Here is a 21,356-nt window from a genome sequence, read left to right as displayed (position 1 = left end):
GAGCGGCCGTTGATCAGCGGTACACCACGAGCATGCCCCAGTGCACAGGGCATCGGGTGCTCCCCGCAGCGAAATAAAGGAGGAGGCCGAAGGCCGGGGGACATTCGCGGAGGGGAGTACCCGGTGGCCTTTGCACACGCCCTGAAAAACTCAACCCGGGCCTAGGGACGAACCATCTTGCAGTCAGTCCCCTGAGCCAATTCGTTCCCCGTATACACAGCATCCGTCCGGAACCCGTAATTGGTACCTTCCCAGCCCACCTTCACGCTCTTGCCATCCACCGGCGCAATGGTGTTGACCACTTGCGGCAACAGCAGTTGGTGGTCCTCGCCGCGCATGCGCACAGGCCCCACCACCGAATCGAAACTCAGGTCCTCGAGCGCACGTGCCACCTTCACCGTGTCCGTGCTGCCGGCTTTGCTGATGGCCGCAGCCAGGAGACGCGGCGTGAAGTCGATGCGCGGCGCGAGAAAGTCCTTGCCCGTTTTCGCCTTGTAGGCCTTTGCGAGTGCATCGGCGCGCGGCGTATCGGCCTGGCCCGGATGCCATTCGGCAACCCAGGTCAGCTGCCCCAGCTTGGCTTGCGACACCGCCAGAACAGTTCCCGGCACCGAGCCCGCGCTGTGGTTGAAATAGCGCAGGTTGTAGCCCGCGTCTCCCGCGGCCTTGAGCAGCAACGTCATGTCCTGCCCCCAGTTGCCGGTAATCACCGAGTCCGCACCGCTCTGCTTGATGTTTGCGACGTAAGGCGAAAAGTCTTTCACGCGGCCGATCGGATGCAACGTTTCGCCGACGAACTGCACATCAGGCCGCGCAAGGCCCACCAGCTGCCGCCCGTAGCTTGCCCATTGCTTGCCGTGCGCGTACTCCTGGTTCAGCAGGTACACCTTCTTCACCTCGGGCGTCTTCTTGATGTAGTTGGCCAGCGCCTTCATCTTCATCGCCGTGTTGGCCTCCGTCTGAAAGTGCCAGAAGCTGCAGGTCTTGCCCGTCATCTCGGGGTCGATCGACGAATGGTTCAGCACGATCAGCTCCTTGCCCGGATTGCGCTGGTTCCACCGCGTCACCGATTGCACGAGCGCCGCCACCACCGACGAGCCCGATCCGCCCGTGACGATGGCTTTGGCGCCTTGGTCAATGGCCGCCTGCAGTGCGCTCTGGCTCTCCTGTGCCGAAAGCTTGCTGTCGAACTGAAGCAGCTGCAGCTTGGTGCCGCCGAGCACGCCGCCCTTGGCGTTGATCTCTTCGATGGCGTATTGCGTGTGCGTGAGCATCAGCTCGCCCACATTCGCGAACGGGCCCGAGAGAGGGTCGATGTACGCGATCTTGTAGGTCTGCTGCTGGGCCTGTGCCGTAGCCGCAAGGGCCAGCAGCACCGCGAGGGCGATGGGGGCGCGTCTGGATTTCATGTCAGTGTGTCTCCGATATCGTTTGAAAAAAACTTCCGCGGAGGGCGCCATGCGCGCCTTTCGCTTCAATGCGGTTCTTTGGCGCGAAGCCCGATCACGCGGCTTGCGAGCTTGGTGAGTTCGGCGACCACTTCATCGGCCGAAAGGCGGCCGTCGGGCCGGTACCAGCTGAAGAGGAAACCCGGCAGGCTGCAGGCGGCCAGCGCGGTGATCCTGGTTTCGGTGAAGTCCAGGTCGCCGTCGCGGCGCGCTTGTTCGAGCAGCGGGCACAGCAGGTCGTAGAAGTGGTGCGCGAGCTTTTTTTGCGCGGCAATGTATTCGGGCCGGTACACCTGCGGCTCGCGGTACGGAAAAAACGCGCAGGGGTGATGTGCAATGGTCGCGCGAATCAGCCGCTCGATGCCTTCGATTACCTTTTCGCTCGCGCGGCGCGGATCGCTGGCCGCAAAGTCGAGCGCGGTGAAGCAGTCGACCGCGGGCCGCCAGGAAAGCGTTTCGAAGATCTCCTGCTTGTCGCGAAAGTAGTAGTACACGAATGGCTTGGTCACGCCTAGCGCGCGAACGATCTGCGCCATGGTGGTGTTGGCATAGCCCTGCGCCGCAAAGAGCTGCGCTGCCGCCTGAAGAATGCGCTCGCGCTGAAGATCGGTGCCTTGCGTGGCGGCGCGCTGGCGCCCGGTGCCCTGGGGCAGGTGCGGCTGTGCCGTGGCGGATGCCGACGCATCGGCGTTGCCAGAGGGTTTGTGCCGTGTCGCCGAAGTTATACCCATGGGTAGGATTGTTGGTGCACCATGCACTCATTGGCAAGCGCCGGCCCCGCGCAGGCGGCTATCGATAACCCTGAGAAAGTGACGCCATGGAGACAACCGCAATGGCTCGCGAGTTGAGCGAGCTTCCGCCCCGTCCACAGCAACCGCTGCACGAATACCTGCGTGCCCATGCGCGCGAGCGCGGCGACAGCGCGGCATGCATCTGGTACGGCCATGCCATGACGTGGGCGCAACTCGACCTTGCGAGCGATGCCTTTGCGGCCCGGCTGCAAGCCATCGGCGTGAAAAAGGGAGAGCCGGTGGTGCTCTTTCTCAACAACTGCCCGCAGTACCTGGTCGCGCACTTCGGCATCCAGAAGATCGGCGCCATCGTCTGCCCCAGCGGTCCGCTCAACAAGGAGCACGAACTGGCCTACCAGGTCAATGACCTCAAGGCTCGCGTGATCGTCGCCGCCGCGCCGCTCTTGCCGGTCGTGCGCAAGGTGCAGCCTGGGAGCGCGCTCGAACATGTGTTCGCGGTGCATTACGCCGACCTGCTGCCTGCCGAGCCCACGCTCGACCTGCCCGCCGAGTTGCTTGCCGAACGCGGTTCCGCTCGCAGCGTGCCTGAAGGGTGCGAAGACTTTCTTTCCGTGATGCAAAGCGGCGCTGTGCCGCAACCCGTGAGCATCGGCCTGGACGATGTGGCGCTGATGACCTACACCTCGGGCACCACCGGCCTGCCGAAGGGCGCGATGCTCACCTACGGCAACGCGCTTTTCAAGACCCGCGCCGCGGCCGATTGCAACGGCGTGACCAATGGCGACGTGCTGCTTTCCATCGCGCCGCTCTATCACATCGCCGGCATGCTGATGGGCGTGAACGTGCCGGTGCTCAGCGGCGCCGCATCGGTGCTGCTGCATCGCTTCGATCCGCGCGCCGCGCTGCAAGCCATTGCGCAGCACAAGGTGAGCTGGTGGTACAGCATTGCGCCGATGAACGTGGCCTGCATGCAGGTGCCCGACATCGCGAGCTTCGATCTCTCGAGCCTGAAGCGCAATCCGGTGACCAGCTTCGGCATTACCTTTACCGAACCGCTGGCGGCGCAGTGGCGCTCGCATGCGCCCAATTGCACATCGTTCGAGGCCGCCTACGGGCTCAGCGAAACCCACACCTGCGACACCTACACGCCGCACCATTCGCCCCGGTGGGGCACACAAGGCATTGCAGTGCCCGGCGTGACCATTCGCATCGTCGACCCCGACACGCAAGCCGACGTTCCCACCGGCGAGGTTGGCGAGATCGTGCTGACCAGCCCCGGCTGCTTCAAGGGCTACTGGAACAAGCCCGAAGCCACTGCGGCCACGCTGCGCGGCAAATGGGTGCACACCGGCGACATGGGCAAGCTCGACGCGGATGGGTACCTCACCTTCATCGGCCGGTTCAAGGAAATGATCAAGGTCTCGGGCTACAGCGTGTTTCCTGAAGAGGTCGAGACCATTCTCATCAAGCATCCCGCGGTGGCACAGGCCGCGGTCATCGCCCAGCCGGATGCGGAGAAGGGCGAGGTGGTCAAGGCCTTCATCGTGCGCAAGCCCGGTGCCACGCTCGATGCCGACGCGCTCATTGCATGGTCGCGAGACAACATGGCGAGCTACAAGGCGCCGCGTGCCGTGAGCTTCATCGACGCGTTGCCGACCACTGGTGCGGGCAAGGTGCTTCGGCGCCTGCTGAAAGACAAAGCCTGAAAGGTTCTCTCTTGTTCTCCAAGATCCTGATTGCCAACCGCGGCGAGATTGCCGTGCGCCTGGTGCGTGCGCTGCGCGACCTGGGCATTGCCAGCGTGGCGGTGCATGCGCGCGACGATGCATCGGCGCTGCACGCGCAACTGGCCGATGCCGCGGTTGCGTTCGATGCGACGGGCCCCGCGGCGTACCTGGACATCGGCGCGCTGGTCGCCGTTGCGCGTGCGCAGGGCTGCGATGCGGTGCACCCCGGCTACGGCTTTCTGAGCGAGCGTGCCGACTTCGCCCAGGCCTGCGCGGAAGCAGGGCTGGTCTTCATCGGACCGACGCCCGAGCAGCTGGCGCTGTTCGGCGACAAGGCGCGTGCGCGCGCGCTCGCCGCGCAATGCGACGTGCCCGTGATGCCGGGCAGCGCCGGTGCGGTCACGCTCGCGCAGGCGCAGGCTTTCTTTACCGAACAGCAGGCGCAAGGCGCGGGCGTGATGATCAAGGCCATTGGCGGCGGCGGCGGTCGCGGCATGCGCGCCGTGCTCCATGCCGAAGAATTGCCCGAGGCGCATGCGCGCTGCATGTCCGAGGCCAAGGCTGCGTTCGGTGTCGAGGGCGTGTATGTGGAGCGCCTGATGCGCAATGCCCGCCACATCGAAGTGCAGGTGCTGGGCGACGGCCAAGCGGTGGCAAGCCTCGGCGAGCGCGAGTGCACGTTGCAGCGGCGCTTCCAGAAGCTGGTGGAGATTGCGCCCAGCCCTTCGCTGCCCGATTCGCTGCGCGCTCAGATCACGCATGCGGCGCTGCGCATGGCCAAGGCCGTGAACTACCGCAGCCTGGGCACCTTCGAATTTCTGGTCGATACCGAATCGGCCACGCTGCCCTTCGTCTTCATCGAAGCCAACCCCCGGCTGCAGGTGGAGCACACGGTGACCGAAGCCGTGACGGGGCTCGACCTTGTGCAACTGCAGATTGCGGTGGCCGCCGGCCAGCCGCTGAATGCGCTGGGCGTGGATGCGGACCGCACCGCGCCGCAGCGCGGCTTTGCGGTGCAATGGCGCATCAACGCGGAAACGCTCGATGCACACGGCAATGCACGGCCATCCAGCGGCACGCTCGCGCGCTTCGACCTGCCAGCCGGGCCGGGCGTGCGCATCGACACGCATGGCTATGCAGGCCTTGCGCCTTCGCCGCATTACGACACGCTGCTTGCCAAGCTGATCGTGCATTCGCCGTCGCCGCACTTCGCCGATGCCTTGCGCCGCTCTCTTCGCGCGCTGGACGAATGCCACTTCGACGGCATTGCCACCAACCTTGCATTGCTGCGTGCCATTGCAGCGCGGCCCGAGTTCGCCAGCCAGGCGGTGCACACCCGCTTCGTGGAAGCGCACCTGGGCGACCTGCTCGCCTCGGCGGTTGCGTTCGAAAAGAAGAGCCCGAGAAAGAGTGCATCTGCTTCCGAAGCCCGGAACACGGCACCGGCGGATCGCCCGGATGACGAAGACGGCCTCACGGTCAAGGCCCCCATGCCCGCGAAGCTGGTGCAGTTCGAGGTTGCGCTGGGCGATGTGCTGCCCGCCGGTGCGCAGCTTGGCGTGCTCGAAGCGATGAAGATGGAGCACCTGCTGCACGCGCCCGCCGCAGGCAGGGTGATCGCGCTGCTGGCCGAACCCGGCGACTACCTGGTCGAGGGCCAGTCGTTGGTGCGGCTGGAGCCCGTCGATGCGCAGGCTGCCGAAGCCGAGGCACACGCCGGGCACGATCCCGATGCCATCCGCCCCGATCTGCAGAAGGTAATCGACCGCCACGCCTACACGCTCGACGCAAACCGCGAGGCAGCGGTGGCCAAGCGGCATGCGCAGGGTGGGCGCACCGCGCGCGAGAACATTGCCGAACTGTGCGACACCGCATCGGACCCGGGCAACTTCATCGAATACGGTGCACTTGCCATTGCCGCGCAAACCAGGCGGCGCACGCTCGAAGACCTGATTGCCAACACACCGGCGGACGGCATGGTGACGGGCCTTGGCAGCATCAACGCCAAGCTGTTCGGGCCGGAAGCTTCGCGCTGCGCCGTGCTGGCCTATGACTACACGGTGCTCGCCGGCACGCAAGGCATGCGCAATCACCACAAGACCGATCGGCTGCTGGCGGTGGCGCACCAGCTGAAGCTGCCGGTGGTGCTGTTCGCCGAGGGCGGCGGTGGGCGGCCCGGCGATACCGACATGCCGATCGTCGCGGGCCTCAACAACCACACCTTCAGCCAGTTCGCGGCGCTATCGGGCAAGGTGCCGGTGGTGGGCATCGTGCATGGCCGCTGCTTTGCGGGCAATGCGGCGCTGCTGGGTTGCGCCGACGTGATCATTGCCACCAAGGCAAGCAACATCGGCATGAGCGGCCCCGCAATGATCGAGGGCGGCGGGCTCGGCACATTCGCGCCGGAGCAGATCGGGCCGAGCAGCGTGCAGTCGCGCAACGGCGTGATCGACATCCTGGTCGAGGACGAAGCTGCTGCGGTGGCCGCGGCCAAGCAATACCTCTCGTACTTCCAGGGGCCGGTGGCCGACTGGCATTGCGCCGACCCGCGCGCGCTGCGCCATGTGGTGCCCGAGAACCGGCTGCGCGTGTACGACGTGCGCGCGGCAATGCGCGGCGTGGCCGACACGGGCTCGCTGCTCGAACTGCGCGCCGGCTTCGGCGCCGGCATTGTCACCGCCCTGGCGCGCATCGAGGGCAAGCCCGTGGGCTTGATGGCCAACAACCCGCATCACCTGGGCGGCGCCATCGACGTGGAGGCGGCTGACAAGTCTGCGCGCTTCATGCAGCTGTGCAATGCGCACGGGCTGCCGATCGTCTCGCTGTGCGACACGCCCGGCTTCATGGTCGGGCCGGAGATCGAAGCGCAGGCTCAGGTGCGCCACGTGTGCCGCATGTTCATGGTGGCCTCGCACCTGCGCGTGCCTTTCTTTGCGGTGGTGCTTCGCAAGGGCTATGGCCTGGGTGCGCAGGCCATGACGGCCGGCGGCTTCGACGCACCGGTATTCACGGTGGCGTGGCCCACAGGCGAGTTCGGCGCCATGGGGCTCGAAGGCGCGGTGCGGCTGGGCTACCGCAAGGAGCTTGCCGCGGAGCCTGAAGGTGCCGCGCGCGACGCGCTGTTCAAGAAGCTCGTGGCGCAGCAGTACGCCAACGGCGAAGCGATTCACATGGCGCAAACGCTGGAGATCGATGCGGTGATCGATCCTGCCGAAACGCGCACCTGGCTGGTGCGTGGACTTGCATCGGCCGGCCGGTCGGTTGAAGTTGCCCGGCCGTATGTAGACACTTGGTAACGATGCACTAGACCTCGTCACACGAGAGGGCAAGGAGGCTCCGTAAACTGAGTCGCTTTGCGCGCATGAAACTGGGTTCGCATTGGCTTTCTGTTCTTTGCCAAGGTGTTTTGCGGCATGGTGTGGCTGCGGTCGGGCTGTTGCTGCTGGCCGCCGCGGTGGCCGTGCAGGCTGTTCAACCGGATGAACGGCCTAAGCAGCCGGTCGAGGCGCATTGGGTGACCAGCTGGGCCGTTGCACCGGTGGATTTTCGTGAGTTGACCGCGAATCCTCTCGCCAAGGCCGCAGCCCCCAAGCCCGGCGGCGACCTGTTCCGCGGGCAGACATTGCGTCAGCAGTTCGAGACCGCGCTGGGAGGCGATCGCATCCGCATCCGTTTCTCTAACAGATTTGGCAAGGCTCCGCTGCGCATTGCGGCCGCGAGCGTGGGGCTCAGCACCGGCGCGGACGCGGTGTCGCCGGCGACGCTGCGCACACTGCGCTTTGGTGGCCGCGACAGCCTTGTCATTGCGCCGGGCGCCGATGCATGGAGCGACGGTGCCGACCTGAAAGTCGAAGCCGGACAGGCCGTTGCGGTGAGCGCTTTCTTCGATCAAACCGTGCCTTACGCGACCGTTCACACGCAGGTGTCCGACACGAGCTGGGTGGTGGGTGGCAATGCCGTTGGCACGCCCAAGTTGCAAGGGGCCGCGCCGCTGCCGCTCAACCACATCGTCACCGGCCTCGATGTCATGACCACGCACCCGGTGCGCGTGGTGGTTGCCTTCGGCGACTCCATCACCGCCGGCGGCGGCGAGGCGGGCCAGGGCGCGTATCCCGATCTGCTTGCCACGCGTTTGCGCAACAGCCCTTCGGCGGCGCAGCCGGTGTCGGTCATCAACACCGGCATTGGCGGCAACCGCCTGCTGACCGACGGCATCGGCCCGAGCGGCCTTTCGCGCTTTGCGCGCGATGCGCTCGGGCAGACGGGCGTGACCCATGTCGTCGTGCTGCTGGGCACCAACGACATCGGCCGCAGCGTGCTGGTCGGCATGGCGCGGCTGCCGACGCCGGAGCACGAGGTGCCGACGGCGGAACGCATCACCGAGGGTTTGCAGCAGCTGATCAAGCAAGCGCGCGCCAAGGGGGTGAAGGTGCTGATCGGCACCGTGCCGCCGTTCAAGAACACCGTGTACTGGAACGAAGCTTCCGAGGCCATGCGCGCCGAGGTCAACCGCTGGATCCGCAGCCGGCACGACGTCGACGCGGTGATCGACTTCGACGCGGTGCTCCGCAACCCGGCCGATCCGCTGGCGCTGAACCCGCTGTACGACAACGGCGACCACCTGCACCCCAACAAAGCGGGCCATGCCGCCATGGCAGCAGCCGTCGATCTTCGCGAATTGCAAGAGTAAGCGCTAACAAAAGCACTACTTTTTGCGATACACGTTTACACAAACTCCGGTGTAGGGCTTACAGGCGGTTCACATGGGCCCGGCAGCATGAAGGCTCCAACAACTCATGAGGGCCAACCCATGAAAAAACTAGCAATCACACTTTCGATCGGTGCCGCTTCGCTGCTCTCCGCTGGAGGCGCGCTCATGGTGCCGACAGCCGCCCATGCGCAGCCCGGCGTCTACGTCGAGGTGCCGCCTCCGCCGCCGCGCTACGAGCGCGTGCCGCCGCCGCGCCGTGGCTACGTGTGGGCCCCGGGGCACTACGAATGGCGAGGTGGACGCCATGTGTGGGTCCGCGGCATGTATGTGCGTGCCCGCCCTGGCTATGCCTACCGTGCGCCGGAATGGCGCGAACGCGACGGCCGCTGGGAATACCGCCGCGGCCAATGGGATCGTGACGGCGACGGCGTACCGAACCGCCATGACCGTCGTCCGAACAACCCCAACCGGAACTGATTGAGGTAGGCGCGGTGGCGGGCCGCGGGGGCCCGGCGCTCCTAGCGCAGGCTTACGAGTTCGAGGGCTTCGTTGACCTGGAACGCCCCGCCGCTCGCGCCACCCCGCGTCTTCGCCTCGAAGCGAATGACGCGTCCGAGCTCCCGCGAAAACCACACCTCGGCCTGGTAGCGGCCATACTGGTTGCCTCCGACGGCTCCCGCATTCGCGAACCGCTGCGTGTAGCCGCGGTACTCGATTCGCACCACTTTGTATTCCTGCCCGCCCACCGTCAGCGTGGTGTCTTCCATTACCGTAGCCGACAGATCCATGTTGATGCGCGTCCCGCTTCGCGTGGAGTCGTAGCGTGTTCTCCACGCGGCTTCTTCGGTGAGGTTTTCCCTGGCCCAGCCGCCCGGCGGCATGGCCGTGTCGAACTCGCCGGCAATGGCAGTGGTCAGGCCGACCACTTCACCGCCCGGCTTTTCGATCCATCCGCCATTGTTGAAACTGATGCGGTCGTCCGTTGAGGGATCGGCCCGGTAAACCACCTTTCGGTAGACGTTGGTGAGGCGGTCGTGCAGCTGGTATTCGACAACGCTCGGGCGAGCCTGGTTCGAGGTCCGGCTCTCTGGACTGGTCGCAGAGTTCGTTGCCGGCTGCATTGCCAGACGCTCGATGGCCAACTGCCCGCGCGTGGGCAGTTCCGCAATCCAGGATGCCGGCATCGCGAGATTCGCCGAGGCCGAGCCGGCAGGCGCCCCACCTGCCAAGCCCACCAAGCGGCCTTGCGCATCGAAGATCCCGGCCCCGCCAAGGCCTGCCTCGGGCTGCGCGGCGAGCTGCAGGGCTTCGAGCTGGCCCGCGTCGTTGCGTCGCAAGCCAGCGAGCATGCCCACACCCAGCGTCAGTTCCTTGCCTCGCGGCGATCCGACGATGTAGAGCGGCATGCCGACCTGCAGTGCATTTGCAGGTGCAATGCCGAGGGGCGGGGCTGCGAAATTCGCAATACGCAGCTGGCACATGTCGCGCGCGACGTCCGGAAACACCAGCGCTGCGCCATAGCTCACGTTATCGCGCTTCAGTGCCACGGTGCTGGCTTTTGCGAGCAACTGGCAACTCGTGACGGCGGTGCCCGGACCGGTGGCGACAGCGCTGCCGGACGCGAGGACTTTCCCTTGCGCATCGGTGGCCTGCACCACCCATACGTTGGGCGAAACCCGGGTAAAGAGCGCGTCCGGTGCGAGTGCCGAGCTGCTTCGCGCGTCTTGCGCGGATGAGGCGGTGGCAGTGAGCGCGGTTGCGAGGGCCAGCGCGAAAGGCAGGAGCAGGTGTTTCATCGGTTGGCCTGCAAGAGCAGCCGCAGGTCGTTGATCGAAGTCTTGGCAAAAGGTGTTGCGTCGGACCCAGCGGGCACTGGAGAAGCAGGCGTGACAGCCTGCGGCTGCGCAGCCGTGGCAGCCGGGCCTTGCGTGCCGGGTGCGACTGCAATGGGCACGAGCGACGGTCTTGCAACAGGCGTTGCCGTGGCCACCGAGGGGCTTGCGGAAGCCGTCGGAGTGAGTGGTGCGTTCGTCGCTGGGGCTTGGGCCGCCTTGACCGTAAGCGGCAACTTTCCGCCGTAAGCAAGCGATGGCAAGGCCTTGCGGCCTTCCGGTTCCGCCACCCGCTCGAACGCCGGGCGGCCGACCAGCAAGCCCATGCTGATGCTCATCTCGATATAGGCGGTCTGCCGGGGACGCAGCGCGATGTCGATGCTGCCTTCGGCCTCGGTGCGGGCGGTGGCCCGGTAAGAGCCGGCGGGACGGTCGACGAAGAAAAAGCTGCTGGGCTGCGACTTGCCGACGACCTGCCCGTTGAGCAAGACCTCGGGCTGGATCGCCGCGCCGAGGATCGAATTTCTATAGAAATAGATTCGCCCCTCGTTCTCGCCCAGCGAGGGCAGGCTTTGCTCCATTTCCGAATGCCGCGGCCCGGAGGCGGAACACCCGAACAGGCCCGCCGCCAAAAAGGCCAGCAGAAATCCACCGATCCAACTTCGCATTGCGCCTTCTCCTCGTTTGGCGCTGGATGCTACACCCGCTTACACGAGTGTGGTTGGTGGCCGGAGGCCCCTGCAGGTGCTCGTCAGCGGAATACGACCGTGCGGTGCCCGTTCAGCAGCACGCGGTGCTCGCTGTGCCACTTCACCGCGCGGGCCAGCACCTGGCTTTCGGTGTCGCGTCCGCGGGCCGTGAGGTCTTCGACGGTGTCGGTGTGGTCGGCGCGTGCCACGTCCTGCTCGATGATCGGACCTTCGTCGAGGTCGGCCGTCACGTAGTGGGCGGTGGCGCCGATCAGCTTCACGCCGCGGTCGTGCGCCTGGTAATAGGGCTTGGCACCCTTGAAGCTCGGCAGGAACGAATGGTGGATGTTGATCGCGCGACCGGCCAGGCTGTTGCACAGGTCGTTGCTCAAGATTTGCATGTAGCGCGCGAGCACCACCAGTTCGGCGCCTTCCGCCTCGATGATTTCAAGCTGCTTTGCCTCGCCCTGCGCCTTGGTGGCGGCCGTCACGGGAATGTGATGGAACGGCACGTTGTAGCTGGCGGCCAGCTGGTAGAAGTCGCGGTGGTTCGAAATGATGGCGCGCACGTCGATGGCGAGCAGCCCGCTCTTCCAGCGGAACAGCAGGTCGTTCAGGCAGTGGCCTTCCTTGCTGACCAGGATCACCGTCTTCATCGGCTGGGCCGCGGCGTGCAGCTGCAGGTTCATGCCAAAGCCCGCGCCGAAGGTGGCGAGCTGTTCGCGCAGCGCCGCCTCGGTGTGGTCGCTGCAGGCAAAGCGCACGCGCATGAAGAACAGGCCGGTGCCGTGGTCGTTGTACTGGGCGGCTTCCTCGATGTTGCCGCCGCGCTCGAGCAGAAAGCCCGAAACGGCATGCACGATGCCCACGCGGTCAGGGCAGGAAAGGGTCAGGATGTATGCACTCATGAGGCCCCGATTGTCGCAGCGCCCGCAAGGGCAGGTGCCGGCAGGGGCGCCCCGCGGGCAAAAGTGCAAGAATGCCGGAACCCCGCCCGGCGGCGCTCGGCGGCGGCATTCACCGAGACCAAGAAGGACGCACGCATGGCCTACCAGGACTTCAACATGGGCAACCAGTGGTTGCCTTTCACGCCCAACCGCCACTTCCAGAAAGACCCGCGCGTCTTCGTGGCGGCCGACGGCATGACGTTCACCACGCACGACGGCAAGAAGGTGATCGACGGCATCTCGTCGCTGTGGTGCGTGGGCGCGGGCCACAACCGCAAGCCGATCAACGAGGCGATCAAGAAGCAGCTGGACACGCTGGACTACGCCACCGCCTTCCAGGTCAGCAACGACAAGGCCTTCAAGGCGGCGGAGATGATCGCCTCGCTGGCGCCCGGCGACCTGAACAAGGTGCTGTTCTGCAATTCGGGATCCGAGGCGGCCGACACCTCCATGAAGGTGGCGCTGGCCTATCACCGCGCGCGCGGCGAGGGCCACCGCAACGTGTTCATAGGCCGCGAGAAGGGCTACCACGGCGTGGGCTTCGGCGGCATGTCGGTGGGCGGCATTCCGGGCAACCGCAAGGTGTTCGGCTCGGCTTTCTTGCCGCGCGTGGACCACATGCGGTTCATCCACGATCCGGTGAACCACGCCTACATCCACAACGAGGAGCCGGTGTGGGCCGAAGACCCGCTGGTCGAGCTTGAAACCCGCATTCTTCCGCTGCACGACCCGAGCAACATCGCAGCCATCATCGTGGAGCCGGTGGCCGGTTCGGCGGGCTGGTACCTGCCGCCCAAGGGCTACCTCAAGCGCCTGCGCGAGATTTGCGACAAGCACGGCATCCTGCTGATCTTCGACGAGGTCATTACCGGTTTCGGCCGCATGGGCACCAACTTCGCGTCGGACTATTTCGGCGTGGTGCCCGACATGCTTAACTTTGCCAAGTGCGTGACCAACGGCGTCATTCCGCTGGGCGGCGTGATCTGCCGCGACAAGCTCTACGACGCGATGATGAAGACCGACGCGCCCGAGCACGTGGTCGAGTTCTTCCACGGCTACACCTACTCCGGCCACCCGGTGGCCTGCGCCGCGGCCATTGCCACGCTCGACCTGTTCAAGGAAGAGAAGCTGTTTGCCCGCGCGGGCGAAATGGGCAAGGTGCTGGGCGATGCGTTCCACAGCGCATTCAAGGGCCTGCCGAACGTGATCGGCATCCGCAGCCTCGGCCTTGCCGCGGCGGTGGAGCTTGCGCCGATTGCGGGCACGCCGGGCAAGCGGGCCTACGACATCTTCCTGGACTGCTTCCACAAGGGCGCACTGGTGCGGCCCGCGGGCGACGTGCTGGTGATTGCGCCGCCGTACATCGTCGAAAAGCAGCACATCGACACGCTGGTCAACGCGCTGGCGGATTCGATCAAGAAATTCGCCTGAGCCGGCAGGCGCCCGGGCCAGGCGCCCAGATTTACGCGGGTGCCCGCATGCCCGCGCAGTAGTCTTTGGGCGGCAGGGCGGGCGTTCGCCACACGGCGTCGTAGGCGCCCTTGTTGTCTTCGTCCGACTCGGGTGAATCGCCGCCGGCCTGCAGCCGCACCGTCTTGAACGAAACATCGGTCGGCAGGTGCTGCGGCACGCCCAGCACCTTGGTGGCGTGGCCCGCGCCGCTGATCAGCAGCACCGTCTTGCCCGGCTGCCGGGCCTTGACGATGGCTTGCGCCATCGCGCGGTCGCGACCGACCTGGATGCGCGTCATCGGCACGATCTGGGCTTCGGGCAGCAGCTTGCAGTGGCCCTCGCGCACGGCGTCCTGCTGCGCGGTGTAGGCCTCGCCGTTGAGCTGTACGTCGAGCGAAACGTCGGCCATGGCGTTCTTCATTCGAGCGCGCGGCATGTTGGCCCCGATGACCGGCACACCGGCGCGCACGGCGGCCATCACCGCCGGGCCGTAGCTCCGCCAGGGCCAGGCCTTGTCATTCCAGCCGAGGGCGGCTTGCACCTGCGCTTCGGTGGCTGTGCGGTCGAGGCGGGCGGTGCTGTTGCCTTCCTCGGCCATTTCGAGCAGCACCGCGGCCAGCTTGCCCTGGCTCGCCAGCGCCTCGACGGTTTCCCGTTCGATGGCGTGGTGCTCGGCCGCGTCGTGCTGCTCGCCGAGGATGAGCGCGTCTGCCGGCAGCAGCGCCGCGGCACGCTGCGCCACGGGCGCATCAGGGCCGGGCGAAAAGGCGGAGCACCCTGCCAGCACGACGGCGGCGAGCAAGGGGACCAGAAATCGGGGAGCCCGCGCGGGCAGGGGTTGGCATCGCATCGAGCCATACTATGCGTTGGCGCCCGCACGCCGTGCCGTCCAATTTCGCTTTCTTCCTGTGGTGTCCCTTCGCTTTCCGGTTCGCGTGCTGGCCACGCTGTTGCTTGCACTCGCCGCGGCGGAAATCTGCCTGGCTCTGCACACGCCCCTGCCCTGGATGATCGGCCCGCTGCTCGCGGTGTCGCTGGCATCGATTGCCGGCGCACCCACTGCCAGTTACACGCCGCTGCGCAATGCCGGGCAATGGACCATCGGCACCGTGCTGGGCCTCTACTTCACCCCGGCGGTGGTCGCGCTGGTGGCCGGCGTCTGGTGGGCCATTGCGCTCGCCATTGCCTGGGCCTTGCTGCTCGGCTGGGGCTTCGGTCGCTGGTTGCACGCGCTGCATGCCAAGCGAATGCCGCATGTGCCGGCAAAGTCCATGAGAGCGACAACTTACTTCGCGGGCGCCATTGGCGGCGCGTCGGAGATGACGCTGCTGTCCGAATCGGCCGGCGCGCGCACCGATCTGGTCGCCGCGGCGCACAGCCTGCGCCTGGTGGTGGTGACCGTCACCATCCCGTTCGCCATGCAGTGGAGCGGCTTGCATGGGCTCGAAATCAATCCACCGATGGTGCGCGAGGTGAATGCCAGCGGGCTCCTGCTGCTTGCATTGGCCACCGGCATCGGCGGCCTTGCAATGCGTGCGCTCGGCCGCACCAACCCGTGGTTCATGGGTCCGCTGGTGGTTGCCATGGGGTTCACCATCGCAGGCCAGGCGCTGTCGGCCGTGCCCACATGGATGTCGAACACCGCGCAGCTGGTAATTGCCGTAAGCCTGGGCGTGCGCTTCAGCCGCGAGTTTTTGTACACGGCGCCGCGCTGGCTGGGTTCGGTGGCGCTGGGCACCGTCGTCATGCTGGTGGTGTGCGCAGGCGCCGCGTGGCTGCTGGCCCGGGCGACGGGGCTGCACCCCGCCACCATGATCCTGGGCACCTCGCCCGGCGGCATTGCCGAAATGTCGATCACCGCCAAGGTCTTGCAGCTGGGGGTGCCGGTGGTCACGGCGTTTCAGGTGTGCCGGCTGGTGGCGGTGCTGCTGCTGGTCGGGCCTATGTACCGCTGGATCTATGGTCGGAAATGAGCTGCGAGGGGTGAGCGGGCGCAAAAAAAGCGCCTGAAAAGGCGCTTTCTCATCCGGGGCGGCAGGGGCTCAGTGCACCAGCACCGGCGTGTGAGCCAGCTCGGCATAGCCTTCAAGCGTGTCCTCGACCTCTTCCTGGGTGGGCGTATTGAGCTGCCAGGCGGCAATTTGCTGCTGGAACAGTTCGGCCCACGAGCCGTCGAGGTAAACCTCTTTGCCCGAGCGCTTGTCTACGATCTCGAAGCCGTGGCGTTCCAGAACCGGCACATTGGGCTGGGCGGGTGTGTCGCTTTCGTTCGGCTGCACGTGCACGACGACGAAGGACTCTGAGTCATAGAGCATGTTCATTGCTGGGCCTGTGAGGATGTCGATGGCATTCATGGAGGTTAGATAGCAATCAACGCGCCAGTTTCAAGCTCGGTTGTCTTTTTGTAGAGAAAACGCATTAATTCCTATGCTTGTTTCCTGCACTTTCGGGCTAGTTCGAGGGCCCCGCCGGAAGGGATTCGCGCAACTGCATGTCGGCAAAGTCGCCGTTGGCCTGTGTCTGTTTCATCCGCACCGGCAGGTAGCCAAGGGCCGGCGCCAGCCAGATCTCGATCTTGTCGTCGAACTCGCGCCGGGGGCTGCGCGTGAGCTTTCGCACCGCAAAGTCACCGGCGGGCACGGTCATCTGCTCTTCGCCTTCGATGTTGAAGACCCAGACGCCGGCATCCCGCGGGCCGATCGTCTGGATTGAAATGCGGCTGCCGGCCGGATAGCGCCCCGGGTCGCCCGCCAGCATGCCGCCGAGCTGCATCACCACGCTGAGCCGGTCTTGCGCGCCGGGCAGCAGGGGCACGCTGGGGGCGTTGTTGCTGAACATCACCTGGCCCTGGTCGCGCAGGAAGTGCGAAGCCACTTCGCCCTTGCGGGCCTCGGAAAAGCGGTCCGGCTCGATGCCGGTGGGGCCGATCTTGCCGGTGCTGTGCTGGCTGCGGATCGTCCTGAACAGGAATTTGAGAGAAAGCCGCGCGTCGTAGCTGCTGCCGTCCTGCAGCCAGGCCAGGTCGCCGAAAACGCCCTGCATCGGCGAGGCGCCCTGCTGGCCGGTGACAGCGAAGGCGAGCTTGACCGAGCCGGGAATGCGCAACGCCTCCGGGCCGACGACATTGCCGGCCGTTGCGCTCGCGGCGCCCGCGGCTCCTCCGTCCCCGATGCCGGCGTTGCTTGTGCTGCCCGCGCCACCCAGTGCAGCGCCTGCCGGGGCGCTTGCCGGCGGTTCGGGCGTGATTGCTCCTGAATCTATAGCGTTCTGCGCCGTGAGAGCACGCGTTTCTGGTGGAGGCTCTTCGAAAACCTGGGGCGCCGGGACCGGCATAGGCTCGGGCGCCGCCGCTGCTGGTCGGGGCCTGGAAGGCTCGCGCGGCCGCCGAGGTTTGGCGGGCGGCGGCGGCTTGGCCTCAGCCGGGGCGGCTGCTGCGGCAGCGGGCGCGGCGGGTTTTTCCGGAGCGGGCGGCGCGATCACGATGGTCCGGGTGGTGAACTTGTTCGCAAGCGGCGAGGGATCGGGCCCGATGGCCGTGGGCGCCAGCCCCAGCAGCAGAACATGAACCAGCCCCACCGCCAGCGTCAGCCCGGCCAGCGCCCGCCACGACGGACGTGCCGGTGGCGCAAGGGACGGGAACGGGGAGGCGGCGAGCGTCGGCATGAGGTGTGGAGTGAGCGCCGGCGCCGAGGTTCACCAGGAGCACCTCGGTACACTGCCGCCCGTTCACCCAGTTTAGTGGGCGCGGCGCCGGCCCTCGTGTTCGCGCCGTGTCCTTCATCACGCATTTGCCACCATGAAACTCGCCACCCTGAAGGACGGCTCGCGCGACGGCCAGCTCGTCGTCGTCTCGCGCGACCTCACGCTCGCCCACTACGCCACCGGCATTGCCAGCCGGCTGCAGCAGGTGCTGGACGACTGGGGCTTCATGAGCCCGCAGCTGCAGGACCTGTACGACGCGGTCAACAACGGCCGGGCGCGCCATTCCTTTCCGTTCGATCCCTCGATGTGCATGGCGCCTCTGCCGCGCGCCTACCAGTGGGCCGACGGCTCGGCGTACCTGAACCACGTCGAGCTGGTGCGCAAGGCGCGCAACGCCGAAGTGCCTGAAAGTTTTTACCAAGACCCGCTGATGTACCAAGGCGGCAGCGACGACTTCCTGGGCCCGACCGACGACATCGTGGTGCCGAGCGAAGCCATGGGCATCGACTTCGAGGCCGAGATCGCGGTGGTTACCGGCGACGTGAAGATGGGCGCCACGCCCGACCAGGCGCTCGACGGCATCCGCCTGGTGATGCTGGCCAACGACGTGAGCCTGCGCAACCTGATCCCGGCCGAACTTGCCAAGGGCTTCGGCTTTTTCCAGAGCAAGCCCGCCACCGCCTTCAGCCCCGTGGCCGTGACGCTCGATGAAATCGGCGAGGCCTGGCAGAACGGCCGCGTGCAACTCACGCTGCAAAGCAGCTGGAACGGCCGCAAGGTCGGCATGTGCGACGCCGGGCCGGAGATGACTTTTCACTTCGGCCAGCTCATTGCCCACATCGCCAAGACGCGCAACGTGCGCGCCGGCAGCATCGTCGGCAGCGGCACGGTGAGCAACAAGGGCGTGGAAAAGAACGGCCGCATGGATTGGCCCAAGGGCTATTCGTGCATCGCCGAGAAGCGCTGCATCGAAACCATCCAGGGCGGCGAGCCGGTGACCGAGTTCATGAAGTTCGGCGACACGATCCGCATCGAGATGAAGGGGCTCGACGGCCGCTCGCTGTTCGGCGCGATCGACCAGGAGGTGGTGTCGGTGGCGGGGCGGCCGAAGGTGGCGCCGGTGTCGCTGGTCAATTCGCAGGCGGACCAGTCCGCCGGCACGACCGAAGAGCAGGCCGAAGACTAGGCACCAGGCCGTACGGCGGTTTCGAGTCTCATGGGGCCGCCGCGCGCAGCAGCTCCTTCTGCGTGCGTATGCCCAGCCGCCGGAATGCCCGGTACTGATGGGTGCGCACCGTTGTCAGTTCGATGCCGATTTCGCGCGCCGTCTGCTTGGCGGTGCTGCCCGCCATCAGGTGCCCGATGACTTCCCGCTCCCGCAGGCTCAAGGTCAGCAGGCGCGAGGCCAGGGAGGGCACCACCGTTGCCCCCGCAGCCGCCGTGCTGCGGCCATGGGCCATCGTTGCCTCGGCCAGCAGGGTGGCGTGGTTCTCGATCGCCGCGAAGTCGCGGGCATCGAACTCGTCCTGGGCGAGGCTCCGGTAGAAGCTCACCGCCACCCGCTGGCCGGTAGGCGTCAGCAGCAGAACGGACGCGCGCTCGCGAATGCCCACGTCGCCGTAGCAGACGGCGCGGTATGCGGGGTCGGCCACCTCCTCGGCGCGCTGGTGCCCCAGCCACAGCTGCGCGCGCTTCGGAAGCTTGCGCTTCGCGAGCCATGTCATGTTGGGATCGAGCAGGTCGAAGCGCTGTGCCACGTAGCGCTCTGTGGTGCGTTCGGCCGTGGTGCCGTAGCTGCTGGCAGCCGACACGGCCTCGATGCGGCCGGTGGCATCGACCGCGAACACGGTGCAGAAGGTCACGGGCATCACGCGGTGCATGGCCGCAAGGCAACTGGCTGCCAGATGCGGCGTGCCGATGCCCGCCAGCACGTCGCGGACGATGGCCGCGGACAGTGCGGCGTCGGCAACGGGTTGAATGCGCCAGCGTCTCATGGGAGCAGACCAGACTCAGGGTAAATACGTCGTCCAAAGTTATGACAACAGACGTGGCCCCGCATCGGGACAATCCCGCTGCATGACCAACCCCACCATTGCGGCCGACGCGCCGGCACCCGGCGCGATTGCCGCCGATGCCGCAAGCGGCCCCGTGCCGCCGACGCCCAGCGCGACCGGGCTGCCGCCTTCGGTCGGTGCCTTTCACTACACGCGCTACAAGTCGTGGACGCCGCCACTGGAGCAGGGCGGCATGGAGCCGGGCCGCCATCCGGTGGTGATTGCGGGCGGCGGGCCGGTCGGCATGGCGCTGGCGCTGGGGCTCGCGAATCACGGCGTGCGCTGCGTGGTGCTGGAGGCCGACGACACGGTGTGCGTGGGCAGCCGAGCGGCTTGCATCTCGCGCCGCAGCCTGGAAATCATGGAGCGGCTCGGCGTGCTTCCGGCGTTCATGGCCAAGGGCCTGCCGTGGACCGGCGGGCGCAGCTTCTACAAGACGGCGGAGGTGTTCCGCTTCGAGATGCCGCACGACGAGCGGCAGAAGCTGCCGCCGATGATCAACCTCGAGCAGTACTACGCCGAGCACTACCTGCTGGAAGAAATCTTCCGCCGCAACGAGGCGACCCCGGGGCTCATCGACATCCGCTGGGGCACCGAACTCGCCGGCATTGCGCAAGATGAGGATGGCGTGACGCTGGAGGTGCGCAACGCGGAGGGCGCCTACCGCATGCAAGGCCAGTGGCTCGCGGCCTGCGACGGCGGCCAGAGCTTCGTGCGCAAATCGCTGGGGCTTTCGCTCGAGGGAACGGGCTACGAAGGCCGCTACGTCATCATCGATATCGAGTTGCACAGCGAACATCCGACCGAGCGCCGCGCGTGGTTCGATCCGCCGTGGAACCCCGGCTCGACCGTGCTGATGCATCGGCAGCCCGACGACATCTGGCGCATCGATTACCAACTGCGCGCCGGCCAGAGCACCGAAGAGGCGCTGAAGCCCGCCGCGGTGGCCGAGTTCGTGCAGCGGCATCTGGACGCCATCGGCGAAGGCCACCTGCCGTGGAAGACGGTGTGGACCTCGGTCTACCGTGCGGGCGCGATGACGCTCGAGAGCTACCGACAGGGCCGCGTTCTTTTCGCCGGCAATGCAGCGCATGCCATGCCCATCTTCGGCGTGCGCGGCCTCAATTCGGGCTTCGACGATGCCGACAACCTGGCCTGGAAGCTGGCGCTCGTGGCACGCGGTCTTTCGGACGCGGCGCTACTCGACTCGTATTCGCAAGAGCGCATCGAGGCCTTTCACGTCAATGCCGAGAACGCGATGCGCAGCACCGAATTCATGTCGCCGCCTTCGCGCGGCTTCGACCTGATGCGCGAAGCGGCGCTCTCGCTGTCGGAGGCACATCGCGGCATTGCGCAACTGATCAATCCGCGGCAGACGCAAGCCGTGCGCTACGCGGCTTCGGCGCTTTCCAGCGAAGGCGATGTGCTGGCGGCAGGCCCGTTGCCCGGGGAGGTGATGGCTGAGCAGCAGCTTGAGCAGGGGCACCTGACCGATTGGATCGCCCCGGTCTTCACATTGCTCGTGCTGCGGCCTGAAGCCGCCACCGCCTTGCTGCCCGAAGACGAGGTGGCTCACGCGCTGCGCGGCAATCTGCCGTTCGCGGTGCGCACCATCGGAGGACTGGGCATCGACAGCGCCGATGCGCATGCGGATGCAGCGGTGTTCGAGGCGCTGGGCGCACGCGACGGCGCCTTTTATCTGCTGCGGCCCGACGGCCACGTGGCCGCGCGCTGGCAACACCTGCCGAGCGGCGCGTTGGCCGAGGCGCTGCACCGCGCCGCCGCCGCTTTCAAGGAGATTGCCGCATGACGACATTGCTCGCCCCCGACGCGCGGGACCGCATCTACGCGGAATGCGCGCGCGCCATCACCGAAGCCGGCACCGAGCGGGAATCGCTGTTTCTCGCACGGCTCGCGCTGCTGCTGTTCGAGCAGGTCGGCGACGAGGCGCGCTGCCGCCGCGCATTGGCCGACGCGCTGGACGCGCTGCCCGTACCATCGCTGTCCGCAACCCAATCACAACAAACCGGAGACTGATCCAC

General features: G+C 66.6%; 18 protein-coding genes. 9 read left to right on the top strand and 9 right to left on the bottom strand.

Annotation, left to right across the window (positions count from 1 at the left end):
• Positions 1 to 161 precede the first annotated feature (161 nt).
• Both GOQ09_RS23610 and GOQ09_RS23605 read right to left on the bottom strand, forming a co-directional pair.
• Entirely contained in the window at positions 162 to 1,409 is a 1,248-nt protein-coding gene (locus GOQ09_RS23610; RefSeq protein ID WP_157616125.1) for a branched-chain amino acid ABC transporter substrate-binding protein, read from the bottom strand.
• 65 nt (positions 1,410 to 1,474) lie between these two features.
• Positions 1,475 to 2,179, bottom strand: coding sequence for a TetR/AcrR family transcriptional regulator (locus GOQ09_RS23605; protein WP_157616124.1), 705 nt, complete (start codon positions 2,177 to 2,179; stop codon positions 1,475 to 1,477).
• Between the two features lie 86 nt (positions 2,180 to 2,265).
• Between GOQ09_RS23605 and GOQ09_RS23600 the strand changes: the two genes are divergently transcribed.
• The 4 genes from GOQ09_RS23600 (at position 2,266) to GOQ09_RS23585 (ending at position 9,115) form a co-directional block, all read left to right on the top strand.
• A complete protein-coding gene (locus GOQ09_RS23600) occupies positions 2,266 to 3,906 on the top strand; it encodes an AMP-binding protein (protein ID WP_242630927.1) in 1,641 nt (546 codons plus the stop codon).
• 11 nt (positions 3,907 to 3,917) lie between these two features.
• Positions 3,918 to 7,223 carry a carboxyl transferase domain-containing protein gene (locus tag GOQ09_RS23595; protein ID WP_157616123.1) on the top strand — a complete coding sequence of 1,102 codons (3,306 nt, stop codon included), beginning with the start codon at positions 3,918 to 3,920 and terminating at the stop codon, positions 7,221 to 7,223.
• A 257-nt stretch (positions 7,224 to 7,480) separates the two neighbouring features.
• A complete protein-coding gene (locus tag GOQ09_RS23590; protein WP_242630926.1) occupies positions 7,481 to 8,617 on the top strand; it encodes a GDSL-type esterase/lipase family protein in 1,137 nt (378 codons plus the stop codon).
• Between the two features lie 120 nt (positions 8,618 to 8,737).
• Entirely contained in the window at positions 8,738 to 9,115 is a 378-nt protein-coding gene (locus GOQ09_RS23585; protein ID WP_126748313.1) for a YXWGXW repeat-containing protein, read from the top strand.
• 41 nt (positions 9,116 to 9,156) lie between these two features.
• Here the strand turns inward: GOQ09_RS23585 and GOQ09_RS23580 are convergent, their stop codons facing one another.
• The 3 genes from GOQ09_RS23580 to purU form a co-directional block, all read right to left on the bottom strand.
• Positions 9,157 to 10,434, bottom strand: a complete 1,278-nt coding sequence (locus tag GOQ09_RS23580) for a S1 family peptidase (RefSeq protein WP_157616121.1) — start codon at positions 10,432 to 10,434, stop codon at positions 9,157 to 9,159.
• Positions 10,431 to 11,138, bottom strand: a complete 708-nt coding sequence (locus GOQ09_RS23575; RefSeq protein WP_157616120.1) for a DUF2846 domain-containing protein — start codon at positions 11,136 to 11,138, stop codon at positions 10,431 to 10,433. The genes GOQ09_RS23580 and GOQ09_RS23575 overlap by 4 nt, the downstream gene beginning before the upstream one ends.
• 83 nt (positions 11,139 to 11,221) lie before the next feature.
• A complete protein-coding gene (gene purU / locus GOQ09_RS23570) occupies positions 11,222 to 12,067 on the bottom strand; it encodes a formyltetrahydrofolate deformylase (protein WP_157616119.1) in 846 nt (281 codons plus the stop codon).
• A 135-nt stretch (positions 12,068 to 12,202) separates the two neighbouring features.
• On the opposite strand from purU, the gene GOQ09_RS23565 reads away from it, so the two are divergent.
• Complete coding sequence (locus tag GOQ09_RS23565; RefSeq protein ID WP_157616118.1) at positions 12,203 to 13,537, top strand: aminotransferase class III-fold pyridoxal phosphate-dependent enzyme; 1,335 nt, start codon at positions 12,203 to 12,205, stop codon at positions 13,535 to 13,537.
• A gap of 31 nt (positions 13,538 to 13,568) precedes the next feature.
• Here the strand turns inward: GOQ09_RS23565 and GOQ09_RS23560 are convergent, their stop codons facing one another.
• Positions 13,569 to 14,408: a ChaN family lipoprotein gene (locus GOQ09_RS23560; protein WP_157616117.1), complete on the bottom strand. Its 840-nt coding sequence runs from the start codon at positions 14,406 to 14,408 to the stop codon at positions 13,569 to 13,571.
• Between the two features lie 61 nt (positions 14,409 to 14,469).
• Between GOQ09_RS23560 and GOQ09_RS23555 the strand changes: the two genes are divergently transcribed.
• Positions 14,470 to 15,531, top strand: a complete 1,062-nt coding sequence (locus GOQ09_RS23555; protein ID WP_157616116.1) for an AbrB family transcriptional regulator — start codon at positions 14,470 to 14,472, stop codon at positions 15,529 to 15,531.
• Positions 15,532 to 15,600: 69 nt separating this feature from the next.
• Here the strand turns inward: GOQ09_RS23555 and GOQ09_RS23550 are convergent, their stop codons facing one another.
• Positions 15,601 to 15,912 (bottom strand): BTH_I0359 family protein, encoded by a 312-nt coding sequence (locus tag GOQ09_RS23550; protein WP_093017097.1) that lies wholly within the window; start codon positions 15,910 to 15,912, stop codon positions 15,601 to 15,603.
• A 97-nt stretch (positions 15,913 to 16,009) separates the two neighbouring features.
• Positions 16,010 to 17,221 carry a DUF3108 domain-containing protein gene (locus GOQ09_RS23545; protein WP_157616115.1) on the bottom strand — a complete coding sequence of 404 codons (1,212 nt, stop codon included), beginning with the start codon at positions 17,219 to 17,221 and terminating at the stop codon, positions 16,010 to 16,012.
• A 133-nt stretch (positions 17,222 to 17,354) separates the two neighbouring features.
• Here GOQ09_RS23545 and GOQ09_RS23540 point away from each other — a divergent pair, with 133 nt between their 5' ends.
• On the top strand, positions 17,355 to 18,446 hold the full coding sequence (locus GOQ09_RS23540; RefSeq protein WP_157616114.1) for a fumarylacetoacetate hydrolase family protein: 1,092 nt from the start codon (positions 17,355 to 17,357) through the stop codon (positions 18,444 to 18,446).
• A gap of 28 nt (positions 18,447 to 18,474) precedes the next feature.
• On the opposite strand, the gene GOQ09_RS23535 is transcribed toward GOQ09_RS23540, so the two are convergent.
• Positions 18,475 to 19,254 (bottom strand): helix-turn-helix transcriptional regulator, encoded by a 780-nt coding sequence (locus tag GOQ09_RS23535; protein WP_157616113.1) that lies wholly within the window; start codon positions 19,252 to 19,254, stop codon positions 18,475 to 18,477.
• An 82-nt stretch (positions 19,255 to 19,336) separates the two neighbouring features.
• Between GOQ09_RS23535 and GOQ09_RS23530 the strand changes: the two genes are divergently transcribed.
• Positions 19,337 to 21,124, top strand: coding sequence for an FAD-dependent monooxygenase (locus tag GOQ09_RS23530; protein ID WP_157616112.1), 1,788 nt, complete (start codon positions 19,337 to 19,339; stop codon positions 21,122 to 21,124).
• Entirely contained in the window at positions 21,121 to 21,351 is a 231-nt protein-coding gene (locus GOQ09_RS23525; protein ID WP_157616111.1) for a hypothetical protein, read from the top strand. The genes GOQ09_RS23530 and GOQ09_RS23525 overlap by 4 nt, the downstream gene beginning before the upstream one ends.
• Positions 21,352 to 21,356 lie beyond the last annotated feature (5 nt).

Source organism: Variovorax paradoxus (genome assembly GCF_009755665.1).
In the GTDB taxonomy this organism is placed as follows: domain Bacteria; phylum Pseudomonadota; class Gammaproteobacteria; order Burkholderiales; family Burkholderiaceae_C; genus Variovorax; species Variovorax paradoxus_G.
This window is presented reverse-complemented; position numbering and strand designations above follow the sequence as displayed.